Source organism: Salinimicrobium sp. CAU 1759 (assembly GCF_054482715.1).
Genome location: NZ_JBTLRK010000001.1, coordinates 2391594 through 2413969 on the forward strand (window position 1 = coordinate 2391594; position 22376 = coordinate 2413969).

Annotated in this window: 20 protein-coding genes; 9 read left to right on the forward strand and 11 right to left on the reverse strand. The window is 40.8% G+C overall.

The features are described from left to right. From ACXYMT_RS10770 to ACXYMT_RS10795, 6 genes are all read right to left on the reverse strand, one after another. Positions 1-933 (reverse strand): UDP-3-O-(3-hydroxymyristoyl)glucosamine N-acyltransferase, encoded by a 933-nt coding sequence (locus ACXYMT_RS10770; RefSeq protein ID WP_459059081.1) that lies wholly within the window; start codon positions 931-933, stop codon positions 1-3. Positions 934-1005: 72 nt separating this feature from the next. After that, positions 1006-1572 carry an elongation factor P gene (gene efp, locus ACXYMT_RS10775; RefSeq protein WP_459059082.1) on the reverse strand — a complete coding sequence of 189 codons (567 nt, stop codon included), beginning with the start codon at positions 1570-1572 and terminating at the stop codon, positions 1006-1008. Positions 1573-1584: 12 nt separating this feature from the next. Continuing rightward, complete coding sequence (gene lpxA, locus ACXYMT_RS10780) at positions 1585-2370, reverse strand: acyl-ACP--UDP-N-acetylglucosamine O-acyltransferase (protein ID WP_459059083.1); 786 nt, start codon at positions 2368-2370, stop codon at positions 1585-1587. Positions 2371-2375: 5 nt separating this feature from the next. Continuing rightward, complete coding sequence (locus ACXYMT_RS10785; RefSeq protein ID WP_459059084.1) at positions 2376-3764, reverse strand: bifunctional UDP-3-O-[3-hydroxymyristoyl] N-acetylglucosamine deacetylase/3-hydroxyacyl-ACP dehydratase; 1389 nt, start codon at positions 3762-3764, stop codon at positions 2376-2378. Then, on the reverse strand, positions 3757-4785 hold the full coding sequence (lpxD, locus tag ACXYMT_RS10790; protein ID WP_459059085.1) for a UDP-3-O-(3-hydroxymyristoyl)glucosamine N-acyltransferase: 1029 nt from the start codon (positions 4783-4785) through the stop codon (positions 3757-3759). The genes ACXYMT_RS10785 and lpxD overlap by 8 nt, the downstream gene beginning before the upstream one ends. A 24-nt stretch (positions 4786-4809) precedes the next feature. Continuing rightward, positions 4810-6039: an HD domain-containing protein gene (locus ACXYMT_RS10795; RefSeq protein ID WP_459059086.1), complete on the reverse strand. Its 1230-nt coding sequence runs from the start codon at positions 6037-6039 to the stop codon at positions 4810-4812. Positions 6040-6079: 40 nt separating this feature from the next. Between ACXYMT_RS10795 and porX the strand changes: the two genes are divergently transcribed. The 6 genes from porX to ACXYMT_RS10825 all read left to right on the forward strand — a co-directional run bounded on the left by porX (position 6080) and on the right by ACXYMT_RS10825 (position 10666). Next, a complete protein-coding gene (gene porX, locus ACXYMT_RS10800) occupies positions 6080-7630 on the forward strand; it encodes a T9SS response regulator signal transducer PorX (RefSeq protein ID WP_459059087.1) in 1551 nt (516 codons plus the stop codon). 45 nt (positions 7631-7675) lie between these two features. Next, positions 7676-8080, forward strand: a complete 405-nt coding sequence (gene tsaE, locus ACXYMT_RS10805; protein WP_459059088.1) for a tRNA (adenosine(37)-N6)-threonylcarbamoyltransferase complex ATPase subunit type 1 TsaE — start codon at positions 7676-7678, stop codon at positions 8078-8080. Between the two features lie 277 nt (positions 8081-8357). Beyond that, positions 8358-8501 carry a hypothetical protein gene (locus ACXYMT_RS10810; protein WP_459059089.1) on the forward strand — a complete coding sequence of 48 codons (144 nt, stop codon included), beginning with the start codon at positions 8358-8360 and terminating at the stop codon, positions 8499-8501. Continuing rightward, a complete protein-coding gene (locus ACXYMT_RS10815) occupies positions 8443-9033 on the forward strand; it encodes a hypothetical protein (protein WP_459059090.1) in 591 nt (196 codons plus the stop codon). The genes ACXYMT_RS10810 and ACXYMT_RS10815 overlap by 59 nt, the downstream gene beginning before the upstream one ends. A 52-nt stretch (positions 9034-9085) precedes the next feature. Next, entirely contained in the window at positions 9086-10285 is a 1200-nt protein-coding gene (locus ACXYMT_RS10820) for an alanine dehydrogenase (protein WP_459059091.1), read from the forward strand. 6 nt (positions 10286-10291) lie between these two features. Beyond that, a complete protein-coding gene (locus ACXYMT_RS10825; RefSeq protein ID WP_459059092.1) occupies positions 10292-10666 on the forward strand; it encodes a DUF4258 domain-containing protein in 375 nt (124 codons plus the stop codon). Positions 10667-10711: 45 nt separating this feature from the next. Here the strand turns inward: ACXYMT_RS10825 and bcp are convergent, their stop codons facing one another. After that, complete coding sequence (bcp, locus tag ACXYMT_RS10830) at positions 10712-11161, reverse strand: thioredoxin-dependent thiol peroxidase (RefSeq protein WP_459059093.1); 450 nt, start codon at positions 11159-11161, stop codon at positions 10712-10714. A gap of 39 nt (positions 11162-11200) precedes the next feature. Here bcp and ACXYMT_RS10835 point away from each other — a divergent pair, with 39 nt between their 5' ends. Further along, positions 11201-11860 (forward strand): endonuclease III domain-containing protein, encoded by a 660-nt coding sequence (locus ACXYMT_RS10835; RefSeq protein WP_459059094.1) that lies wholly within the window; start codon positions 11201-11203, stop codon positions 11858-11860. Between the two features lie 207 nt (positions 11861-12067). On the opposite strand, the gene ACXYMT_RS10840 is transcribed toward ACXYMT_RS10835, so the two are convergent. Further along, entirely contained in the window at positions 12068-12652 is a 585-nt protein-coding gene (locus tag ACXYMT_RS10840; protein WP_459059095.1) for an RNA polymerase sigma factor, read from the reverse strand. 250 nt (positions 12653-12902) lie between these two features. Between ACXYMT_RS10840 and uvrA the strand changes: the two genes are divergently transcribed. Then, positions 12903-15689 (forward strand): excinuclease ABC subunit UvrA, encoded by a 2787-nt coding sequence (gene uvrA / locus ACXYMT_RS10845; protein ID WP_459059096.1) that lies wholly within the window; start codon positions 12903-12905, stop codon positions 15687-15689. A gap of 257 nt (positions 15690-15946) precedes the next feature. Continuing rightward, positions 15947-17071 (forward strand): hypothetical protein, encoded by a 1125-nt coding sequence (locus tag ACXYMT_RS10850; protein WP_459059097.1) that lies wholly within the window; start codon positions 15947-15949, stop codon positions 17069-17071. Between the two features lie 107 nt (positions 17072-17178). Here ACXYMT_RS10850 and ACXYMT_RS10855 read toward each other — a convergent pair whose 3' ends face one another. Genes ACXYMT_RS10855 through ACXYMT_RS10865 form a run of 3 tightly spaced genes read right to left on the reverse strand, consistent with a single transcriptional unit; the run spans position 17179 to position 22364 of the window. Continuing rightward, entirely contained in the window at positions 17179-18642 is a 1464-nt protein-coding gene (locus ACXYMT_RS10855; RefSeq protein ID WP_459059098.1) for a lipopolysaccharide biosynthesis protein, read from the reverse strand. Continuing rightward, positions 18642-19925 carry a glycosyltransferase family 4 protein gene (locus ACXYMT_RS10860; RefSeq protein ID WP_459059099.1) on the reverse strand — a complete coding sequence of 428 codons (1284 nt, stop codon included), beginning with the start codon at positions 19923-19925 and terminating at the stop codon, positions 18642-18644. Before ACXYMT_RS10860 ends, ACXYMT_RS10855 begins: the two co-directional genes overlap by 1 nt. Positions 19926-19946: 21 nt before the next feature. Continuing rightward, positions 19947-22364 carry a YfhO family protein gene (locus ACXYMT_RS10865; protein WP_459059100.1) on the reverse strand — a complete coding sequence of 806 codons (2418 nt, stop codon included), beginning with the start codon at positions 22362-22364 and terminating at the stop codon, positions 19947-19949. Positions 22365-22376: the final 12 nt, after the last annotated feature.

Below are 22376 nucleotides of genomic sequence, written 5' to 3' on the forward strand. Positions count from 1 at the left end.
TCAACTTTTTAAATTATCCATTAATTTAGGTAAACGACGCAAAAGCGCCAATTCTTTTAACCATTCCCGGGATTCCATCGCAGGATTGCCCGAATATACAGTATTTTCTTTAGTCGATTTTGTAATACCTGCCTGCCCCATCACAACGCCACCTTTTTTGACCACTATGCCACTGCGGAAACCAGCCTGGCCCCATATGGTCACATCATCTTCAATTACAACCGCGCCGGCAATACCTACTTGTGAAGCAACAAGACAATTCTCTCCAATCACAGTATCGTGACCAACCTGAATCAGGTTATCCAGTTTTGTTCCCTTTCCAATCGTTGTATCTCCCGTCACGCCCTTGTCGATGGTACAATTAGCACCTATATCGACATTGTCCCTGATCACTACTCTACCTCCGGAAATGAGCTTGTCATAACCTTCCGGTCGCTTTTTGTAGTAGAAGGCATCCCCGCCTAAAACGGAGCCCGAATGAATCGTCACGTTATCTCCTATAAATGTATTATCATACAAACTTACGTTTGAATGGATAAGGCAATTCTTTCCGATCCTTACATTATTACCCACAAAAGAACCGGGCTGTATTACAGTACCTTCTCCAATTTCTGCGGAAGCAGCAATATTTGAGACAGCTTTCTCAAAAGGTTTAAAATATTTTGTAAGCTTATTAAAATCTCTGAAGGGATCATCTGAAATCAGCAACGCCTTTCCTTCCGGGCAATCGACTTCTTTATTGATAAGCACAACTGTAGCGGCCGAGTTCAGTGCCTTGTCGTAATATTTAGGATGATCTACAAAGACTATATCCCCCGGGGTCACCACATGAATTTCATTCATTCCCAATACAGGAAAATCTGCCGGACCAACATATTCCGAAGAAATGATGGTCGCTATTTGCTCAAGAGTATGCTGCTGCGGGAACTTCATGTTAGATATGAGATATTAGATATGAGATGCGAGATTTTTTCTGATCACTGATCACTAAACACTGAACACTGCTTACTCTTTTATCCTCTCCTTATAAGTTCCTTTTTCAGTTTCGATCTTGATCTTATCTCCTTCGTTGATGAAAAGCGGAACATTCACCTCAGCTCCTGTTTCTACTGTTGCAGGTTTGGTAGCATTAGTTGCTGTGTTTCCTTTTACTCCAGGCTCTGTATGAGTAACTTCAAGTATTACACTTGCAGGCATTTCTACAGAAAGAGGCATTTGATCTTCAGTATTGATGAGGATAGTTACCACTTCTCCTTCTTTAAGAAGTCCGGGTGCATCTAAAGCATTTTCTGTAAGCCTTATCTGAGTATAATCTTCAGTATTCATAAAATGGTAAAATTCTCCATCGTTATAAAGGAACTGAAATTTGTGAGTTTCAACTCGAACATCTTCGATCTTATGACCAGCTGAAAATGTATTGTCGATCACCTTTCCGGTGGTAACACTTTTAAGTTTAGTTCTTACAAAAGCAGGACCTTTCCCCGGCTTTACGTGAAGAAATTCTATAATTTTGAAAATATCGTGGTTGTATCTAATGCACAATCCATTTCTAATATCACTTGTACTTGCCATTTTTAAGACTTATTAGTTTGAACTTATATATCCTTTCATGATCCCGCGCTGGGAATTCTTGATAAACTCTAAAATATCATCCCTTTCGGAAGTTGCTTCCATTTCAGCTTCAATGATAGCTACTGCCTGACTGTTATTGTAATTCTTTTGATAAAGGATCCTGTAAATATCCTGGATCTCCCGGATCTTATCGGTACTAAAGCCTCTTCTTCTCAATCCAATAGAATTAACTCCCACATAAGATAAAGGTTCTCTACCGGCTTTTACAAATGGAGGTACATCTTTACGAACCAAAGATCCACCGGTTACAAAAGCGTGGCTACCAATGCTGCAGAACTGCTGAATTGCTGCCATGCCCGCAAGAACTACATAATCACCCACATTAATATGCCCGGCTAAAGTACTGTTATTGGAAAAGATACAGTTGTCTCCCACAATACAGTCATGAGCAATGTGGCAGTAAGCCATAATCCAGCAATTACTCCCTATCTTTGTCTTCATCCTGTCTGTGGTACCTCGATTAATGGTCACACATTCCCTGATGGTAGTATTATCACCTATTTCGGTAAGTGTATCTTCGTCGTTGAATTTCTTGTCTTGTGGCACTGCAGAAATAACGGCACCGGGAAAAATGTTACAATTTTTTCCGATCCTCGCCCCTTCCATAATAGTAACATTCGAGCCAATCCAGGTTCCCTCTCCAATCACCACATTATTGTGAATAGTGGTAAATGGTTCAATTACTACGTTTTTTGCAATCTTGGCTCCGGGATGTACGTATGCTAAGGGTTGATTCATATAATTTATTTTTGTTTTACAATTTGTGCCATTAATATGGCTTCTGTCACCAGCTTACCATTGGCATAAGCATATCCCTGCATCTGGCAGATCCCTCTTCTAATTGGGGCCAGCAATTCAAGCTTAAATATTAAAGTATCTCCCGGTACTACCTGTCTCTTAAATTTGACATTGTCAATTTTCATGAAGAAAGTGAGGTAATTTTCAGGATCGGGAACAGATTTAAGAGCTAAGATCCCTCCTGTCTGGGCCATGGCTTCCACCTGAAGCACTCCGGGCATCACCGGCTTTCCAGGGAAGTGACCTACAAAGAAAGGCTCGTTCATTGTGACATTTTTGACACCTACTACAGTATCGCTTGTTAGCTCTATGATCTTGTCAACCAGTAAAAACGGAGACCTGTGAGGCAGAATGTTCATGATCTCGTTAACGTCCATTAGTGGTTCCTGGTCAAGATCATACTTGGGAACGTTGTTCCGCTTTTCTGCTTTAATAATTTTTGATAGTTTTTTGGCAAACTCGGTGTTCACATGGTGGCCGGGTTTATTGGCGATAACTTTTCCCCGAATGCGGGTTCCAACTAAGGCCAAATCTCCAATAACATCAAGCAACTTATGCCTTGCTGCTTCATTTGGATAGTGCAGCGTAAGATTATCCAGAATTCCGTTAGGCTTAACAGATATATTGTCTTTCTTAAATGCTCCTCTTAATTTTTCCATGGTTTCAGGATTCAATTCCTTATCCACGTAAACGATGGCATTATTAAGATCTCCTCCTTTTATTAGTCCATGTTCCAAAAGGGTTTCGAGTTCATGAAGAAAGCTAAAAGTTCTTGCATTGGCAATTTCAGTTTTGAAATCGCTCATTTTGTGAATGGATGCGTTTTGTGTTCCCAAAACCCTGGTTCCAAAATCGACCATAGCTGTTACCTGATAATCATCTGCAGGCATGACGAGGATCTCACTTCCGGTACTTTCATCCACATAACGAATCACGTCTGTCACCACAAACTCCTCTCTATCACACTCCTGTTCTTCTATGCCTGCTTCCTCCAAAGCTTCGACAAAGAATTTGGACGACCCATCCATAATAGGAGGTTCAGAAGCATTAAGCTCGATATAAAGGTTGTCGATCTCCAGACCAACACAGGCTGCGAGAACATGTTCTGAAGTTTGAATGGTCACCCCATCCTTTTCCAGATTTGTACTACGCTGGGTGGTAACTACATAACTGGCATCGGCTTCCACCACAGGATTTCCTTCAAGATCTGTTCTCACAAAACAATAGCCGGTATTATTAGGAGCCGGTTTGAAAGTAAGAGTGACTTCATTACCTGTGTGAAGTCCAACTCCCTGTAAAGAAACTTCTTTACTTATGGTGCGTTGTTTAGCCATTATTTTGATTATTTTTTTCTAGTTTGGTTAAGCGATCTTCTATCTTGGGTAAGTTTTTAAAATGCACGTAGGACTTATTATATTCACTATAACCTATTGCCGGAGATCCCTGTATCATTTCGCCATCTTTAATATTCCTTCCAATTCCCGACTGTGCCTGGATCTTAACTCCGTTTCCAATCTGGATATGTCCTGCAATTCCTACCTGTCCACCAATGAGGCAATTTTTTCCAATTTTTGAAGAACCAGCAATTCCCGTTTGTGCGGCAATGGCAGTATTCTCTCCGATCTCGACGTTGTGGGCGATCTGGATCTGGTTATCCAATTTCACTCCTTTTCTAATGATAGTAGAGCCAAGGGTTGCACGGTCTATAGTTGTTCCTGCTCCAATATCCACATTGTCTTCAATGATCACGTTTCCAATCTGTGGGACTTTGGAATAAACTCCCTCCTGATTAGGAGAAAAGCCAAAACCATCAGCTCCAATGATCACTCCGCCGTGAATTACACAATTATTCCCTATTATAGTCTCCGAATAGATCTTTGCACCGGGAAAGATAATTACGTCATTTCCTATCTTCACATTATCTCCTATATATGTATTAGGAAATATCTTCACATTATCCCCGATCTTTACCTGCTCCCCTATATAAGAAAAAGCTCCCAAATAGATATTCTCTCCATAAGAAGCAGTTTCTGAAATTGAACTTGGCTGCTCAATCCCTGATTTATTTAGTTTTACCTGGTTATAATACTCCAGGAGTTTCGAAAAAGCCTTGTAAGGGTCCTCGACCTTTATTAAAGTCGTAGACAAATCATCTTCGGCCTTAAAATTATTGCTTACAATAGTAATGCTTGCCTTAGTGGAATAAATAAAGGAGGTATACTTAGGGTTTGCCAAAAAAGTGATCGAACCTTCTGTTCCCTCTTCAATTTTCGCTAGCCTGTCAACTTCTGCCTGGGGATTTCCTTCGACCTCCCCTTCTAAGATACCTGCTATTTGAGCTGCTGTAAACTTCATTCTGGCAAAAGTAAAAAAAATGAACTAATCTTTAGGTTTAGGGTAACAGATATAAAATTTAGTGACCGGGCGGGACAAAGCCTTGAGATTAAAGTGGTCTGAAGCTTTTATAACATCTGTCACTTTTCCACTTTTAAAGAGGATGTGTATCTTTTCGTCCTCCCTCTTATAAGCCAGGTTACTAATGTCTCCGCTAAATACAAAATAAGCGGCTTCCTCCCTACTTAACTGATATTGGGACATCACCTTTTGAAGGTGACCTTCCAGCTTCTCACCAGACACAGGTTTTTTCTTCAGCTTCACCTTCAACAGATCTCTGTTGATGATCATTTGACACAGATTACTCAGCACAAAATCCTCATCTTGCGCCCATTCTTTCATGGCAACTAAAATGTCATAATCATCAAGCCTGGCAAATATCTGAAGGGTTTCTTCGGAAAAATTCTCGGCAGTGATCTGGTTTTGCAAAAAGTAATTTAAGGCGGTGCTTGCAAACAATGTCCTTCCCGAATTCACCAGCTCCTTCGCTCGCTGAAGCACTCTTATTAAAAGTTGTTCTGCCACTACTCCGGTTTTATGCAGGTAGACCTGCCAGTACATGAGTCGGCGTGCAAGAAGGAATTTTTCTACAGAATAGATTCCCTTCTCCTCTACCATAAGCTCATTATTAACCACAGTAAGCATACTAATGAGCCTCTCGCTATTAATATTCCCTTCAGCTACTCCGGTATAAAAACTATCCCGCTTCAGGTAGTCCATTCGGTCCATATCGAGCTGACTCGAAATGAGCTGACAAAGAAACTTCCGGGGGTATTTTCCGCGGAAAATTTCAATGGCCATAGTTAATCTTTGGTTAAACTCGCGGTTCATTTCCTCCATAAAGAGAAAAGAAATGGTCTCGTGACTAACTCCTTCCACGATACTGTGCTCCATTGCGTGGGAAAAAGGTCCATGACCAATGTCATGTAAGAGAATGGCTATTTGAAGTGCCTCCTCCTCTTCCGTAGAGATCACTACCCCCTTCAATCTCAAGACCCTCACCGCCTTTTGCATCAAGTGGAGACACCCTAAAGCATGATGAAATCTGGTATGGTGAGCCCCGGGATAGACCAAATAAGATAGCCCCATTTGAGAAATCCTACGCAGTCTTTGGAAGTATTTATGCTCCACGATACCAAAGAGCAGCTCATTTGGTATTGTAATAAATCCGTAAATTGGATCGTTTAAGATCTTAAGTTTGTTTCCCTGAAGCAAGCCTTATTCTTTATTAATTAGTGCCAACAAAGATACATATATGAATAATATCAAAATACTATGGGTGGATGACGAGATCGACCTGTTGAAGCCTCACATTCTTTTTCTTGAAAGTAAAAATTATAAAGTATCTACTTGTCAGAGTGGAACTGAAGCTTTGGAGGAAATTGAAAAGGAGAATTTTGATATTGTTTTCCTGGATGAGAATATGCCAGGGTTGTCGGGGCTTGAGACACTTTCTGAAATAAAGGAAAAACAAGCGAATGTTCCGGTAGTGATGATCACCAAGAGTGAGGAAGAATATATTATGGAGGAAGCTATAGGCTCAAAAATAGCAGATTATCTCATTAAACCCGTCAATCCCAACCAGATCTTATTGAGCATAAAAAAGAACCTGGATCACTCCCGACTGGTTTCTGAAAAGACCACCTCCAGCTATCAACAGGAGTTTAGAAAGATCGCTATGGATATGGCAATAATCAATTCCTACGAGGGATGGACAGAGCTTTATCAAAAATTGATCTATTGGGAACTTGAACTCGAAAATATTGAAGATAGCGGGATGTTCGAGATCCTGGAGTCTCAAAAAACTGAAGCCAATTCACAGTTCTGTAAATTCATCGACAAGAACTATCCAAAATGGTTTGAGAAGAATGCCGATGCTCCTATAATGTCTCATACCCTTTTTAAGGAAAAAATCCTTCCCGAAGTAAGTGCAGAAAAACCAACTCTCCTGGTAGTAATTGATAATATGAGGTATGACCAATGGAAGGCCTTTGAACCTGTCATCAATAACTATTATAAAAAGGAGCAGGAAATCCCTTTTTTTAGCATCCTGCCAACAGCAACCCAATATGCCCGAAATTCAATTTTCTCCGGATTGATGCCAAGCGACATGGAGAAGCTCTATCCTAACCTGTGGAAAAACGATACAGATGAGGGAGGGAAAAATTTACATGAGGCAGAATTTCTACAGGCACAATTAAAAAGACTAGGTGCGAACTTTAAACATGAATATCATAAGATTAGCAGCTTAAAAGCCGGCAAGAAACTGGTTGAAAATTTTAGAAGCCAAAAAGACAATGACCTAACTGTCGTAGTATATAACTTCGTAGATATGCTTTCCCATTCGAAAACAGAAATGGAAGTGATCAAAGAATTGGCATCTACAAATAAGTCCTATCGCTCCTTAACACATAGCTGGTTCAGGAATTCTCCATTGCTTGAGATAATTCAGCAGGCCCAAAATTTAGGTTTTAAACTTATAGTGACTACAGATCATGGAACTATAAATGTAAAGAACCCCTCTAAGGTTATTGGAGATAAGCAGACGAGTCTCAACCTTCGCTATAAAACAGGTAAAAGTTTAACTTATGAAGAGAAGGATGTGTTGGCAGCTCCCAATCCCAAGACCATTCATTTACCGGCAATCAACATGAGTAGCTCCTTTATTTTTGCCAAGGGAGATCTCTTTTTTGCTTATCCAAATAATTACAATCATTACGTTAGTTATTATCGCAATACTTTTCAGCACGGTGGAGTCTCAATGGAGGAAATGATCATCCCTTTTAGCGTCTTATCACCTAGGTAACAAGAAATTACCTATCTTTACAACCCCAAATCATAATACTTTTGAATGGAAGTAACCTACCTTCTATCTGAAATTGAAGATGTTGCCTGTCAACTTTTGGAACAAACCAAAAGCAAAACCCTATTGTTCTACGGCGAAATGGGTGCCGGGAAAACAACTCTCATAAAAGCTCTTTTAAAGACCTTAGGTGCCGTAGATAATGGCGCCAGCCCTACTTTCTCCCTTGTAAATGTTTATGAAACTGAAAATGGAACTGTAAATCACTTTGATTTTTACAGAATAAAAGATGAATCTGAAGCCTGGGATATGGGATTTGAAGAATATTTAGATTCGGGAAACTGGAATTTTATAGAATGGCCTCAAAAAATTGAAAATTTCATTGATGAAGAGCATCAAAAAGTGGAAATAAATGTTCTTGAAAATGATGTTAGAAAGTTAAATTTTTGTTAATTTTGAAGAAAATATTCTGGAGAGAAAAATTCGACTTGTGTACGAATTTTCTTTCGTATTTAGGATTATATTAACAAATTCGAATTCAGCAGCAGCCATTGACCGAAATATGAATTATTTTAACTGTAAATTTTAAAATACAATATTTTAAGAGTTTGAAGATTTTTCCTTCAAAAAGGCGGCAAAAGTACGAATAATGCATTAATTATTAGCGATTTAGTTTTATATAGGTTTGTATCAACAAATCGAAACAAACACAACTTTAAAAAACTATATCATGAAAATTAAAGCCCTTTTCTTAGCCGTATCTATCTTTGGAGCAACTTTCTTTGTAACTTCAACCTCAGACAACGATAACAAGAATGACATCAAGAAAACAGCTGTTGACACCAGGACGATCAAAGTTCCTACTAACGGGTAGTATTATTGCCGTATTAGTAGCGTTTTCACCTTATATATTCTATTTATATGAAATTTTCCCAAGCGGTCCTGTTTGGGAAAATTATTTTTTTACATATGAGAGTAAATATTATGAAAATGTTCTAACTGCTGCCTGGACGTTTTTCGGAAAAATTACTCCCTTGTACCTCCTGTTGATCTGGTTCTTCACCTGCAAACATTGGTGGTATCATGCGATTCTTGTGCCTACCATTATGTATGCTTACCAGCTCGTTTCTGCAGTATATGAAGATATGTCTCCCGATGGAGGGGTTATCGATACAAATCAATTGATTTATTTAGCCCCCTTTTTTATCATTGTTTTATCAATTGTATACTTAATAAGAATTAAAATTTTTGATCGTATATACGGTATTGATCTTACTGAAATTGAACGCGAGAATATCTCTCCGTTTTCTCCTTTCTCAGACAAGGAATATTCTGAGATAAAAGAGTTTAGGGAAGGCGAGTCAAATAAAACTGAGATCCAGGAGGAATATTACGCAAAGCTCTAAATTCTCTCACTCAACAAAAATGTCGTAATTTTATCTTTGTGACCAGCAAATTATGACAGAGCAAGTATCTCCTTTTACAAAGGAACAGTTGATTCCGCAGGAAGAAACCCTGGAAGTTTACAAACACAAAGGCCAGTTGTTCATTGGCATTCCCAAAGAGAATGCCTACCAGGAAAAACGGGTTTGTCTTAGCCCGGACGCTGTTGCTGCAATGACAGCTCATGGTCACCGGGTGCTCATAGAATCGGGTGCAGGTGAGGGAGCTAAATTCAGTGATAGAGATTATTCGGAAGCAGGAGCAGAGATTTCCAGAGACACTAAGAAGGTGTTTTCCTGTCCTATGGTCCTCAAGGTTGAGCCTCCTACAATAGAAGAGCTTGACCTGGTAAATCCGCAAACTACCATCATATCTGCACTGCAGCTAAAAACTCAGCAAAAAAACTATTTTCAGAAACTTGCATCAAAAAGGATCACAGCCCTGGCATTTGAATTCATTCGTGATGATGATGGCACTTATCCTGCGGTAAGAGCACTTAGTGAAATTGCAGGAACTGCTTCCATTCTTATTGCATCGGAGATCATGAGCAACAATCCTGCGGGAAATGGGCTTATGTTTGGTAATATTAGTGGGGTCCCACCAATAGAGGTGACCATTTTAGGGGCCGGCACTGTTGGAGAATTCGCAGCCCGGTCGGCACTTGGTCTCGGGGCCAATATCAAGATCTTCGACAATTCCCTTACCAGGCTTAGAGAAGTTCAGGCTAACCTGGGAAGACCGCTTCACACTTCTACTATTCAACCTAAGAATCTCATAAAAGCTTTAAAACGCAGTGATGTGGTAATTGGTGCAGTAAGAGGAAAGAACAGGTCTCCCATCCTGGTCACGGAAACTATGGTTGAGCATATGAAAAAGGGAGCTGTGGTAATTGATGTGAGTATAGATATGGGAGGCTGCTTTGAAAGTAGTGAGATCACTACCCATGATAACCCGACCTTTGTTAAACATGGTGTCGTACATTACTGTGTCCCAAACATTCCATCCCGCTACGCCCGCACCTCTTCCCTTTCTATTAGTAATATTTTTACTCCTTACCTGCTTCACATTGCAGAACAGGGTGGTCTAGAAAATACATTGAGATTTGACAGAGGATTGAGAAATGGTTTGTACTTTTACCACGGAATTTTAACGAACAAATCTATAGCAGACTGGTTCGATCTCTCCTACAGGGACATCAACCTCCTCATTTTTTAAATCTTCATGAAATTTATTCACAGACTTGGCTATTACCTGGGAGGGTTTGCCATAGGATTAGTTATTCTGGCTTTTTTTTTAAGTGGAAAAAGAACATCCTGTGCCTACGGGCCAGACGCCCGTGTACTCAAGAACATTCGATTAAAGGAAAGAGCATATTCCGAAGAAGCCTTGGAAGAAATGCAGAGATCACAGATCGACACTGCTTCAATTAACCGAGTTCTTCACAAAGGAGATGTAGATTTCAGCCGAAGCAATACAGATCTCGATTCCTGTAAAATATATATGATTACCGGTAATTCAGAAATCGGGGAATTGGAAATGCTTTTTGAGAATTGTGATTCTCTAGCTACCCTTCAGGAGATTTGGAAAAAGGAATAAAGCATTCAATAATAATTTATTCCTTCTTCCTTAGACCTTAATCATTTATAAGATTTGTCCTGCGTGTTCTTTTGTTTTTACTTTTGAGATCACATCAGAGATCACTCCTTCTTCGTCAATAACAAAAGTTGTGCGGTGAATTCCGTCATATTCTTTTCCCATGAACTTCTTTGGTCCCCAAACCTGGAAAGCATTGATAACCTCCTTATCCTCGTCGGCCAATAGTGGAAATGGCAATTCGTATTTATTTTTAAAGTTTTGCTGGCGTTTTTGAGAATCGGCACTTACTCCCAGGATCTCGTACCCCTTGTCCTGAAAAGCCTCATAGTTGTCTCTCAAATTACAGGCTTCAGCAGTACATCCGGGCGTGCTTGCCTTGGGATAAAAGAATACTACAAGTTTTTTGCCTTTGTAATCTTGCAGGCTATGTTGGTTGCCATCCTGGTCTTTAGCAGAAAAATCCGGCGCCTTATCACCGGGTTGAAGTGTTGTCATAATTAGTACTTTTGTCTCAAAGTTACAAGTTACATATTAATGACCAAGCAGGAAAAAGTTAAGTTCGTTATAGACACTTTAGCCGAACTTTACCCCAACGTTCCCATTCCCTTAGATCATAAAGATCCCTATACTTTGCTAATTGCGGTGCTAATGTCTGCCCAGAGTACAGATGTTCGGGTAAACCAGATCACTCCCCTTCTCTTCGCAAAGGCCGATAATCCTTATTCCATGGTGAAGCTTTCCGAAGAAGAGATTAGGGAGATCATTAAGCCGGTAGGCCTTTCTCCTATGAAAGCAAAAGGTATTTACGGACTTTCGAAGATCCTGATAGAAAAGTACAACGGGGAGGTTCCTGCAGATATAGATGCACTCGAAGAGCTTCCTGCAGTAGGTCACAAAACTGCAAGTGTAGTAATGTCACAGGCTTTCAATATTCCTGCCTTTCCCGTAGACACACATATACACCGCCTTATGTACAGGTGGAATTTATCTAAGGGCAAGAATGTAATACAAACTGAAAAGGATGCAAAAAGGCTGTTTCCCAGGGAACTTTGGAATGAACTTCACCTTCAAATCATTTGGTATGGGCGGGAGTATTCCCCTGCAAGAGGTTGGGACCTGGAAAAAGATATCATCACAAAAACCATAGGTAGAAAGAAGGTACTAGACGAGTATTATAAAAAGAAAACCCGCTAGTTGCGGGTTTTTTGATCTAGTTCAAAATACTTTCGAACTGTAATTTTTTATAAGAGCTTATTCGCAAAGCCTTAGAATAGTTCAAAAGGAAATTGATCGTTTCCTTTTTTGGGGTCATCTTTTGCAATTTTTTTTCGGAGTAAAGTTTTGCCATTGTTGGTTATTTAAGATTGTAAATAATTAACGGCAAAACTTCTATCTTATTGTTTAGTTAGTCAAAACTAAATTATGCTTCTCAATAACCTTACGAAGATTAATAAGTGCATACCTCATCCTACCCAGGGCTGTGTTAATACTTACCCCTGTTCTTTCAGATATTTCTTTAAAACTCATGTCTTTATAGATCCTCATTACCAGCACTTCCAGTTGATCTTCGGGTAACTCCTTTATCAACTCCTGCACATCAGCTTCTATTTGATCCTTAATCAACTGCTTTTCAGCATTAAGATCTGAATCACTTAGCACAGAAAAAATATTGAAGTCGCCACTATTCTCGAACTTCGGCATTCTGTTATTCCTTCTAAAGTGGTCGATCACCAGGTTATGAGCAATTCTCATTACCCAGGGAAGAAACTTTCCTTCCTCATTGTATTTACCTCTTTTTAGGGTTCTTATCACCTTAATAAAGGTGTCCTGAAAAATGTCTTCAGCAATGTCCTTGTCGAAAACTTTCGAAAAAATGAAACTGTAAATTCGTTGTTGGTGTCGGTTGATAAGGATTGAAAGGGAATATTCATCTCCTTCAATGTAGCTTTTTACGAGAAAAGCGTCGTTTGCCTCGGTGTAGTTCATAAGAGTTACTTTTTTCAGGCTGTTGGGGTAGGCCTGCTGGTTAGTTAATACAAGTTCAAAAGTAACTTTATGCTATAGGCAATTGAGATTTGTGGTTTCTTAATAGCAAATATAACAGGAAAATTTTCACATATACAAATAAAAGGTTAATCTTTTTAACAAATTAATTTTCAGCCCTTTATAATGTTCTACCACCAAGCCAATAAATTTCGAGTTTAAGTACCTTTGCATTTCTATCAGAAATTTTACTATGCAAACAGACATCTCGGGAGTCGATCCAAAGGAGAATATTATTATAAAAGGGGCCCGGCTCCACAATTTAAAGAACATTGATGTAGTAATCCCTCGCAATAAACTGGTAGTCCTAACCGGACTTTCAGGGTCAGGTAAATCTTCTCTGGCTTTTGATACTCTTTATGCCGAAGGCCAACGCAGGTACGTGGAAAGCCTTTCCTCATATGCCAGGCAGTTCCTGGGCAGATTGAATAAACCCCAGGTAGAATCTATAAAAGGAATTGCACCTGCCATTGCCATTGAGCAAAAGGTGAATTCTACCAATCCCCGTTCTACTGTGGGAACTTCTACAGAAATCTATGATTATCTCAAACTTCTTTTTGCGAGAATAGGTAAGACTTACTCCCCTATCTCGGGTGATGAAGTGAAAAAAGATACAGTGACCGATGTGGTCAACTATATAAAATCATTTCCTGAAGGCTCGAAAATGCTTCTTTTGGCACCTGTTCATGTAGAGAAGGGCCGTACGCCGGAGGAGAAGCTAAAGGTACTCTTGCAGCAGGGCTATAGCCGCATGAAATTTAACGGAGAGGTTTTAAGAATAGACGAAACAGACCTTTCAAAAATAGAAGAAAAGGACCTCTTTCTGGTTGTAGACAGGATCGTTTCTAAGGACGATGAAGATTTCCTCAACCGCCTGGCAGATGCAGTGCAAACTGCCTTTTTTGAAGGGAAAGGAGAGCTGTTTGTTGAAAGCCTTGCTGATAAAAATATGAAACAATTCAGCAATAAGTTTGAACTGGACGGTATGACTTTTCTTGAACCCAATCCGCACCTTTTTAGCTTCAATAATCCCTATGGAGCCTGCCCTAAATGTGAAGGGTATGGTGATGTGATAGGTATCGATGAAGATCTTGTTATTCCTAATACCGGATTATCTGTCTATGAAAATGCAATTTTTCCCTGGCGTGGAGAGAGTATGAGCTGGTACAGAGATCAGCTGGTGAACAACAGCCATAAATTCAATTTCCCTATACATAAACCATATTTTGAATTAACTCAGGAACAAAAGGACCTTGTCTGGAACGGCAACCAGTATTTTGAAGGACTGAATCAATTCTTTGCTTTTTTAGAGTCCAAAGCATATAAGATACAAAACCGGGTGATGCTTTCACGCTACCGCGGAAAGACCAGGTGCTCGGTCTGCAAGGGCAAAAGATTACGACCAGAGGCCAATTATGTAAAAGTTGGCGGAGCAACAATTACCGATCTTGTTGAAATGCCTATCAATAAAGTAGCCGACTTTTTTGATCAATTGGAACTCAAGGAATCCGATGCTGCAATTGCGAAAAGGCTTCTGACCGAGATAAGGAACAGGCTTGGCTTTTTGACTAAAGTTGGTCTCACTTACCTCACCCTTAACAGGAAATCAAATACCCTCTCGGGTGGAGAGTCTCAAAGGATCAACCTGGCGACCTCCCTCGGGAGTAGCCTGGTAGGTTCAATGTATATTCTGGATGAACCTTCAATTGGGCTTCATCCCCGCGATACCTTGAAGCTGATTGAAGTTCTAAAATCTTTACGGGATCTTGGAAATACCGTAATTGTCGTAGAACACGATGAGGATATCATGAAAGCTGCCGATGAGATCATTGATATAGGTCCCGAAGCCGGAACTAATGGAGGTGAAGTTGTAGCTACAGGAACATTTAGCGATATTTTAGTTTCCGACTCGCTAACCTCGAAATACCTGAACAACACTTTACAGATCAAAGTTCCTGAAAAGAGACGCGATCATAAATATTATATCGACGTCGTTGGAGCCCGTGAAAATAACCTGAAGAACATTGACGTGAGATTCCCCCTCGGAGTATTCACTGCAGTGACAGGTGTTTCGGGTAGTGGAAAAAGCACATTGATCAAAAGGATCCTTTACCCGGCAATATGTAAAGAAATAAGCGGCTACGGTGAAAAACCAGGGCAGTTCACAAAAATCGGGGGAAAATTCAGCAATGTTACTTCAGTAGAGTTTGTAGATCAGAATCCTATAGGACGATCTTCCCGCTCCAACCCGGTTACCTACATTAAAGCCTATGATGATATAAGGAACCTGTTCTCAAACCAAAAGCTTAGCAACATTAGGAATTATAAACCAAAGCATTTTTCTTTTAATGTGGACGGAGGCCGTTGTGAAACCTGTAAAGGGGAAGGTGAAGTTACAATTGAAATGCAGTTCATGGCCGATGTTCACCTGGTATGTGAAACCTGTAATGGGAAGCGTTTCAAAAAAGAGATCCTGGAGGTGAATTTTGCAGGAAAAAATATTGATGATATCCTCAATCTTACCATTGATGATGCCGTAGCTTTTTTTGCCGAAAATGGGGAAGTTAAGATCACTTCAAAGCTTAAACCCCTGCAGGACGTTGGATTGGGATATGTACAACTTGGGCAGAGCTCCTCTACGCTTTCGGGTGGGGAAGCCCAAAGAATCAAGTTGGCTTCCTTCCTCGTGAAAGGTACGTCAAAGGAGAAGGCGCTTTTTATCTTTGATGAACCCACTACAGGCCTGCACTTCCACGATATTCAGAAATTATTGAAATCTTTTAATGCCTTACTTTCTAAAGGACACTCGGTAATTGTTATCGAGCACAACATGGATCTCGTAAAATGTGCCGATCATGTTATTGATCTCGGTCTTGAAGGTGGCGAAAACGGTGGACGGCTTATTGCAACCGGCACTCCGGAAGAAGTAGCTGAAAATCAGGATTCATATACCGCACCTTTCCTGAAAGAGAAGTTGTAAAAAATGTCAATTTTGACATCTGTAATTTAACAATAGGAAGGAGAGAATTCTCATTTTTGGCACAGCCTTTGAATTAATTGTAGTACAAGATTCGTGTTACATAATTAGTTGTAATTAATAATTTTTTGGTTGGTTAGTTTGGAAACCCCGTGCAGCTTTGAGCTTCCGGGGTTTTCTAATTTATGGCACGCACTTTGAATATATTAAGATGTGTCTATGACGAGACACAGATGTTTAATCTTAATTCCCCCTTTATTATGAAAAAGTTTTACCTCTTATTGACGCTACTGGTGGTTGGATTTTCTGCTAAAGCTGCTCCTGCAGCAGCCGAGGTTAACTTTGAGCGCCGCAATTTTGGAGATGCCTTTATTTTTGTTGAAAGAGGGGTTGAATTTGCCGTTTTTCCTGACGGTCAGTTTGATTTCTTCTTTAATCCCCGAGGCAACTTCAACAGGATTCCGTCTCATATTAATTACAGTTTTAATTCCGGTTATAACTATGGCCCTTTTATACAATATGATGATTATGGTGCTGTAATTCAAATTGAGAACGTGCCGGTGTATTATGATTACTACGGAAGGATCGTTCAGGCGGGTCGTGTTCAGATTAGATATAACGCTTTTGGAATGGTGAACAGAATTGGTAACATGTTCGTTCACTACAATCCTTACCATAATTTCAGCCATACCTCAGGTTATATCAATGGCAGAAATGTGCGTTACGTTTATAGACCCTGGCATGATCACTACATGAGACCTTATGCTCATTATTCTGTAGTGTATAACGAGCCTTACCGTTTGTATTATCACCCAAACAGAATGAAATATTCTGCATATAAGAGATACTATCAAAACAATTATTATAACACTAATAATTTTCAGAAAAGCTATTATAAACCCGGAGATAGAGTTACTTCCTATCACAGGGGAAGAAGAGTTGAAGAACCGAGAGAGGTGAGAAGACATTATTCAGATTCCCGCGCAACAGCAAATTCTGTTGATAGCAGGTCTTCATACGAGCAAAGAGAAGTTAGAAGAACTCCAGTTGCAACCCAAAGAAGCGAGAGAACTACACGTAGCTCAAGAGTCGAAACTCCTGCTGTACAGCAAAGAGCAGAACAACAAAGAGCGGTTCAACAGCGTGTAGAGGAGCAAAGAGAGGAACAGCGACGAAGAGTTCGGGAAAGCCGTTCTAGAAGCACCTCTACTCAGAGTGGCGTGCAACAGCAAACCAGGAGATCGGTCCATGCAACTCCCGCCCGGGAAGTAAGGGCACAGGCACAGACGAGGAAAGTAGAGAGATCTGCGACTGTAGACCCTGTCACAGAAGAGAGTACACCTGCATCCACTCGCGGCACGAGAAGTTCCCGAAGAGGAAATTAGAAAGATTTAGTTAGTTAATTTTGGTTGGTTAGTTGGTTAATCCCCGGTTGCACTTGCGGCGGGGATTTTTCCATTTCTAAACCCTGATCAGAGATTTCTTTAAATTCCTACTTCTTCGGAAGCTTCAAAGTCTTTTCGATGATCTTGTTTATTTCGGGTGACAACTTCAGCAAATAGATCACCAGGACATAAAGCAGCCCAATAACTGCAGATTTCAAGACGATATTGATCACCGGATGCCACGGAAAAACCCAGAAATAGAAAATTAAACTGAATACCAGGATCAGAACAAGGCTGTAGCCGGTCTCCCTGGTAAAGGGATGAATCCGGAATTTCTTTTGCACGATGATAAGTTTTACAGTGTTGTAACAGGCAAAAGCAAGAAAAGTTGCCAAAGCCGCTCCGAGTAATTCTAACATCGGAATGAAAATAATATTGAAGACAAAGGCAAGGATAGCCAGAAAGACACCAATTGCCAGAACCAGCCGGTAATAATCTGAATTAAACAGAATACTGTTGTTGTTGCCTAACAAATTGTCGTACAACTTAACGCAGCTTATTAAGATCACGATGGAGTAGCTTATCTGGTACTCTTCCGGAATCAAAGCGTACAGCTGCGAAATATTACTGATGATGAGTAAAAAGATCAATCCGCTTATGATCAGTAAATTGAGCGAACTCTTTTGATACAGTTCTAAAAGGCCTTTTTTGTCCCTTTTGTTTAGGAGTGTCGCGGTCATGGGATAAGTGATTTGGTGCATGGCCCGCGAAGGAACAGCGATCACAGAAGAGATATAAACAGCAATTCCGTAAACCGCCACCATTTCAATAGGAAGAAATCTTTCTATCATCACCTTATCCAGATCAAGCAGTACCATAGCTACAGATCCTGCAATGAGAATTAAAGCTGAATACTTCAGAATAAAACTCCGGTTATGCGGAAATGACAAACAGAGCTTCGGAAAATAGAGGTTGAAAGCATACAACATCATGATCACCAGCCTCAGGATGAATACCAAACCTATGGCATACACAAAATTCTCGATCGAGATGTACCCGAAGAAGACTGCCAGCAGCAGCAAAGAGACGCATGCCCTGTGAAAGACTTCCTTCATGAAGTTCCCGAAAACACTTTTGTAATGGATTTTGGCCCAGGAAAAAAAGATCTCGAAATAAGAAGTTGCCACGGCAATTAAAAAGATGAGCCAGATATAGGGCTGAACCAGCCCTTCCCCATCAGCAAAATAATTGAGAAGTAGATCATATGAAAAATAACCTAATGCACCCAGAACAAGGGAAATTCCGAGTGGCAAAAGCAGGATCACGCTCAGGAGTTTGTCCTTTTGTTCCTGCGTGTCATATGAAGTATAGAATTTCACAAGCGTATTATGAACTCCAAAGGCCATGAGCGGCCAGATCAAATTTGCAGCAGAAAGCAGAAATCCTACCAATCCATAATATTCCGGAGTAAGGAAATTTGTGTAAAGAAAAAGCGTGTTTATAGCTCCAATTCCAAAACCGACGTAGGTGGTAGCGAGATTTTTGGCCGACTGGCTAATGATTATTCCCATTAGAGCTCGTTTATTTGTTTTGCCAGGTCTTTAGTCAAAGATTTGCGGCTGTACTGCTTAAGTCCTATGGGAAATGACTTTAATTCTCCCTTTTTAAAGAGCTTATAATTCTCCAGTAAAAGGTCTTTGATTTCACCTTTTTGATGGTACAGAAAATAATTACCGGTATTGGTTTGTTTGATGATCCTTTGGATATCAGCTCCCTCGGGTCCCACTGCAAGAATGGGTCTTTCACTGATCATGTACTCAAAAATTTTTCCCGGAATGATACCTTTGGTTTCCTCACTGTCAATTTCAATCAACAATAGCAACTGAGAGCTCCTTTGCAGTTGCAAGGCTTCTTTATGGGAAACATAATCCTTTAAAAAAACATGATTTTTGAGTCCGCTACTGTTGATACTTTCCAGCACCGGCTCCCCCACCGCCCCGATCAGCTTTAACTGAAAGTCGGCTGCAAAATCTTCATTTTCAGAAATGAGTTCAGCAAGAGCCTTCCAAAGATTTCCAGGATTTCGACCTGAAAGCAGGGAACCTATATGAGACAAGGTGAACTTTTGATCTAAAGGTAGCTTCTCCACCTCTTCCACATCGTAACCGTTGGTGATCACTTCTATAGGTCGCCTGGTCTTTTCCAGGAACTCCTTTTTTGTGGTAAAGCTGGTGGTAATGATCTTATCGGCATTTTGAAGCACTTCCAGTTCCAGCATTTCATGTTTCTTCTGCGAAGAAGATAGCAACTTCAATTTACTGTGATAGCCTATCTGCGTCCATGGATCCCGAAAGTCTGCGATCCAATTAATTCCTAATTCCTTTTTCAGTTTTAAGCCTATAAGGTGCATGCTGTGTGGAGGTCCGGTAGTAATGATTGTATCAATACTGTTTTCCTTCAAATATTCTGAAAGGAATTTAACCGAAGGTTTTATCCAGAATTTCCGTGCATCGGGAATGAAAAAGTTTCCGCGAATAAACAGCATCAGCTTTTGCAGCAGTCCCTGTTTCTGCTCCTTCGGAATTATTCCGGAGCTGATCATCGCCGTGTCTTTCTTCGAAAAAACTTCAGCAAAAGCATAGGGCTCAAAGATGTCATTTTTGAGCACCTTTATTCCTGAAGGAACTTCAACTTCAAGAGAAGCATCTTTTAAGGGATAGTGAGGATTTTTGGGAGCATAGACAATTGGTTCTATTCCATTTTCAGGGAGATATTTTGCGAATTTAAGCCAGCGCTGCACCCCCGGGCCACCGGCCGGGGGCCAGTAATAAGTAACTATAAGTACTTTTTTCATAGCCCTGCTTAAAATGAGAATTTACCTGCGTCTTACGCCCACAACGATGCCGCCAATCAACAACACCCCTAGTAAAATAGAACTCGCGAGTGCGATTGAACTTCCGGTCTTCACTACATCAGGCTCAAATTTGAAGGTGATCTCATGCTCTCCCGCAGGAATCATCATCGCTCGTAATACATAATTGGCCCTAAAATGCGGAGCTTCCTCTCCATCAATATATGCCTGCCATCCGTGAGGATAATAAACTTCAGAAAAAAGCGCCAAACGCTCATTTGCTGAATTCGACCTGTAGACTAGCTCATTCGGGTGATAAGAAACCAGCTCAATGCCGGCATTAGTATCTGCCGAAAACTCCTTTTTTGGAAGGTATTCAGCAAAATCATTATCGACTACAGCAACTCTTTTGGTGTTGATCCCGTCTAATGCCAGGATTGCCTCATTTGCATCTTCCACCATTTTCACTTCCTGCACAAACCAGGCATTGCCGTTAGTTTCAGGGTTTACCTGCGCAACCGGACCATCTTCTGTGGGGATTATGAAATATTTGGTGTTGAGCATATTAAGCACCTGCAGATTGTTCTGCGACAAATAAAAGTCGTACAACTCCTGCATTCTTCCGGGTTTGGCTGCATGATAGCCTCCAACGGAGTTGTGGAAGAAAGAAGTACGGGCAGTATTGAAAGGACTTCCGCTTAGATCAAATACCCTGTAATGACCTTCATCTTTCATGATCTCCCGGTCTGCTTCGGTTGCTTCAAAAGGTCGGTTTACAACACTCGATCTCACAAAATCTTCAGCATCAACATATCTTTTATCCACTCCAACCAGGTCGAAAAGGATCAAAACCCCGAGTGCCAAAAAGGTCAGATTCGGGGATAGTTTTTTCTTCAGATAGAACCAAAGTACTCCGGCAGTTAATACGACAAGAACGAGAGAGCGAAGTGCATCGGCAGTGAAAACAGATTTCCGGTCTTCCTTAAGCGCCCGAACGAAATCAGGCCCCAATTGCTGTATTAGAACTCCGTCACTGGCACCGGTAAAACTGAAGAACATTCCTTTAAACAACAGGAATAATAAGGCAATTCCGCCGGTAATAAGGGTAGCCAGTTTGAGAGCATGAAGCTTTCTTTCTTCGGATTCTTCCCTGAAAAACAACCTTGAAAGCCCGGCAATAGCAAGCACCGGAATACATAATTCCAGGATCACCTGTATCGAAGAAACCGCCCTGAACTTGTTGTACAGCGGCACATATTCTATAAAAAAATCGGTCAAAAATCCAAAGTTCTTACCCCAGGAAAGGAAGAGGGCGAGCAGGGAACCGCCAACGATCCACCATTTGAGCCTGCCCCTTACAAGGTAGAGGGCGAAAACGAACAGAAAGAGCACGGTAGCACCAATGTATGCAGGAGCACCAACGAAGGGCTGGTCTCCCCAATATGTGGGCGCCGCCTCGGCAAACTGGGCTGCCTGAATGGAATTAGCACCGAGTTGCAGCAACTGTGAATAAATAGCAGAATCTGTTCCCACATTCTCTGAGCTGGAACCGCCCATAAATCGGGGAATGAAAAGATTAAAACTTTCCATGATCCCGTAACTATATTCGGTAATGTAGTTGTAATCCAGACCTTCCGTCTTTTCTGCTGTACCCTCAGGAGTTATTGTGAGGCCGGTGTCGCCACGGGTACTAAAATCGGCATACTCCTGTGTAGCCATAAGATTGGCGGCATTGGCTCCAATGGCAAGTACTACAGCAGCTACTATGACTCCTATCGCCTTGAAATAATCTGGTAATGTTTTTTTTCTGAAAGCATCAATTAGATAAACTATTCCCAACACGATCACCAGCAAAAGCAGATAAAAGGTCATTTGAAAGTGGTTTGCACTTATTTCCAGTGCCATTCCGAAGGCAAGGAGTAAGAAGCCGGGAATATATCTACGCCGAAAGCAGAGCAGTATTCCTCCCAGCACCCACGGCATATATGCTATAGCATGCGCCTTGGCATTGTGTCCTACTCCAAGGATTATAATGAGGTAAGTTGAGAACCCGAAAGCCAGGGCTCCCAAAAATGCCAGTCTGTAATCTATTTTTAGGACCAAGAATAAAATGTAGATCCCAATGAAATACAGGAAGAGATAATCGGCCGGGCGTGGCAGAAAACGTAACGCGCGGTCAAGTTCTTTTATATAATTGTGCGGATAATTTGCTCCCAGCTGGTAAGTTGGCATTCCGCCAAAAGCAGCATCTGTCCAGTATGGCTCCTCCCCTGTTTCTGCCCTAAATTCATTTTGCTGCCGGGCCATCCCAATATACTGCGCAATATCACTTTGGAAGATCTCCTTCCCCTGGAGCACAGGATAAAAATATGCGAGCGAAAGAACGATGAATCCCAGGAAAACAAATAAGTGAGGAAGAACTTTCTTCAGGGAAAAATTCATAAGAAGAGGATT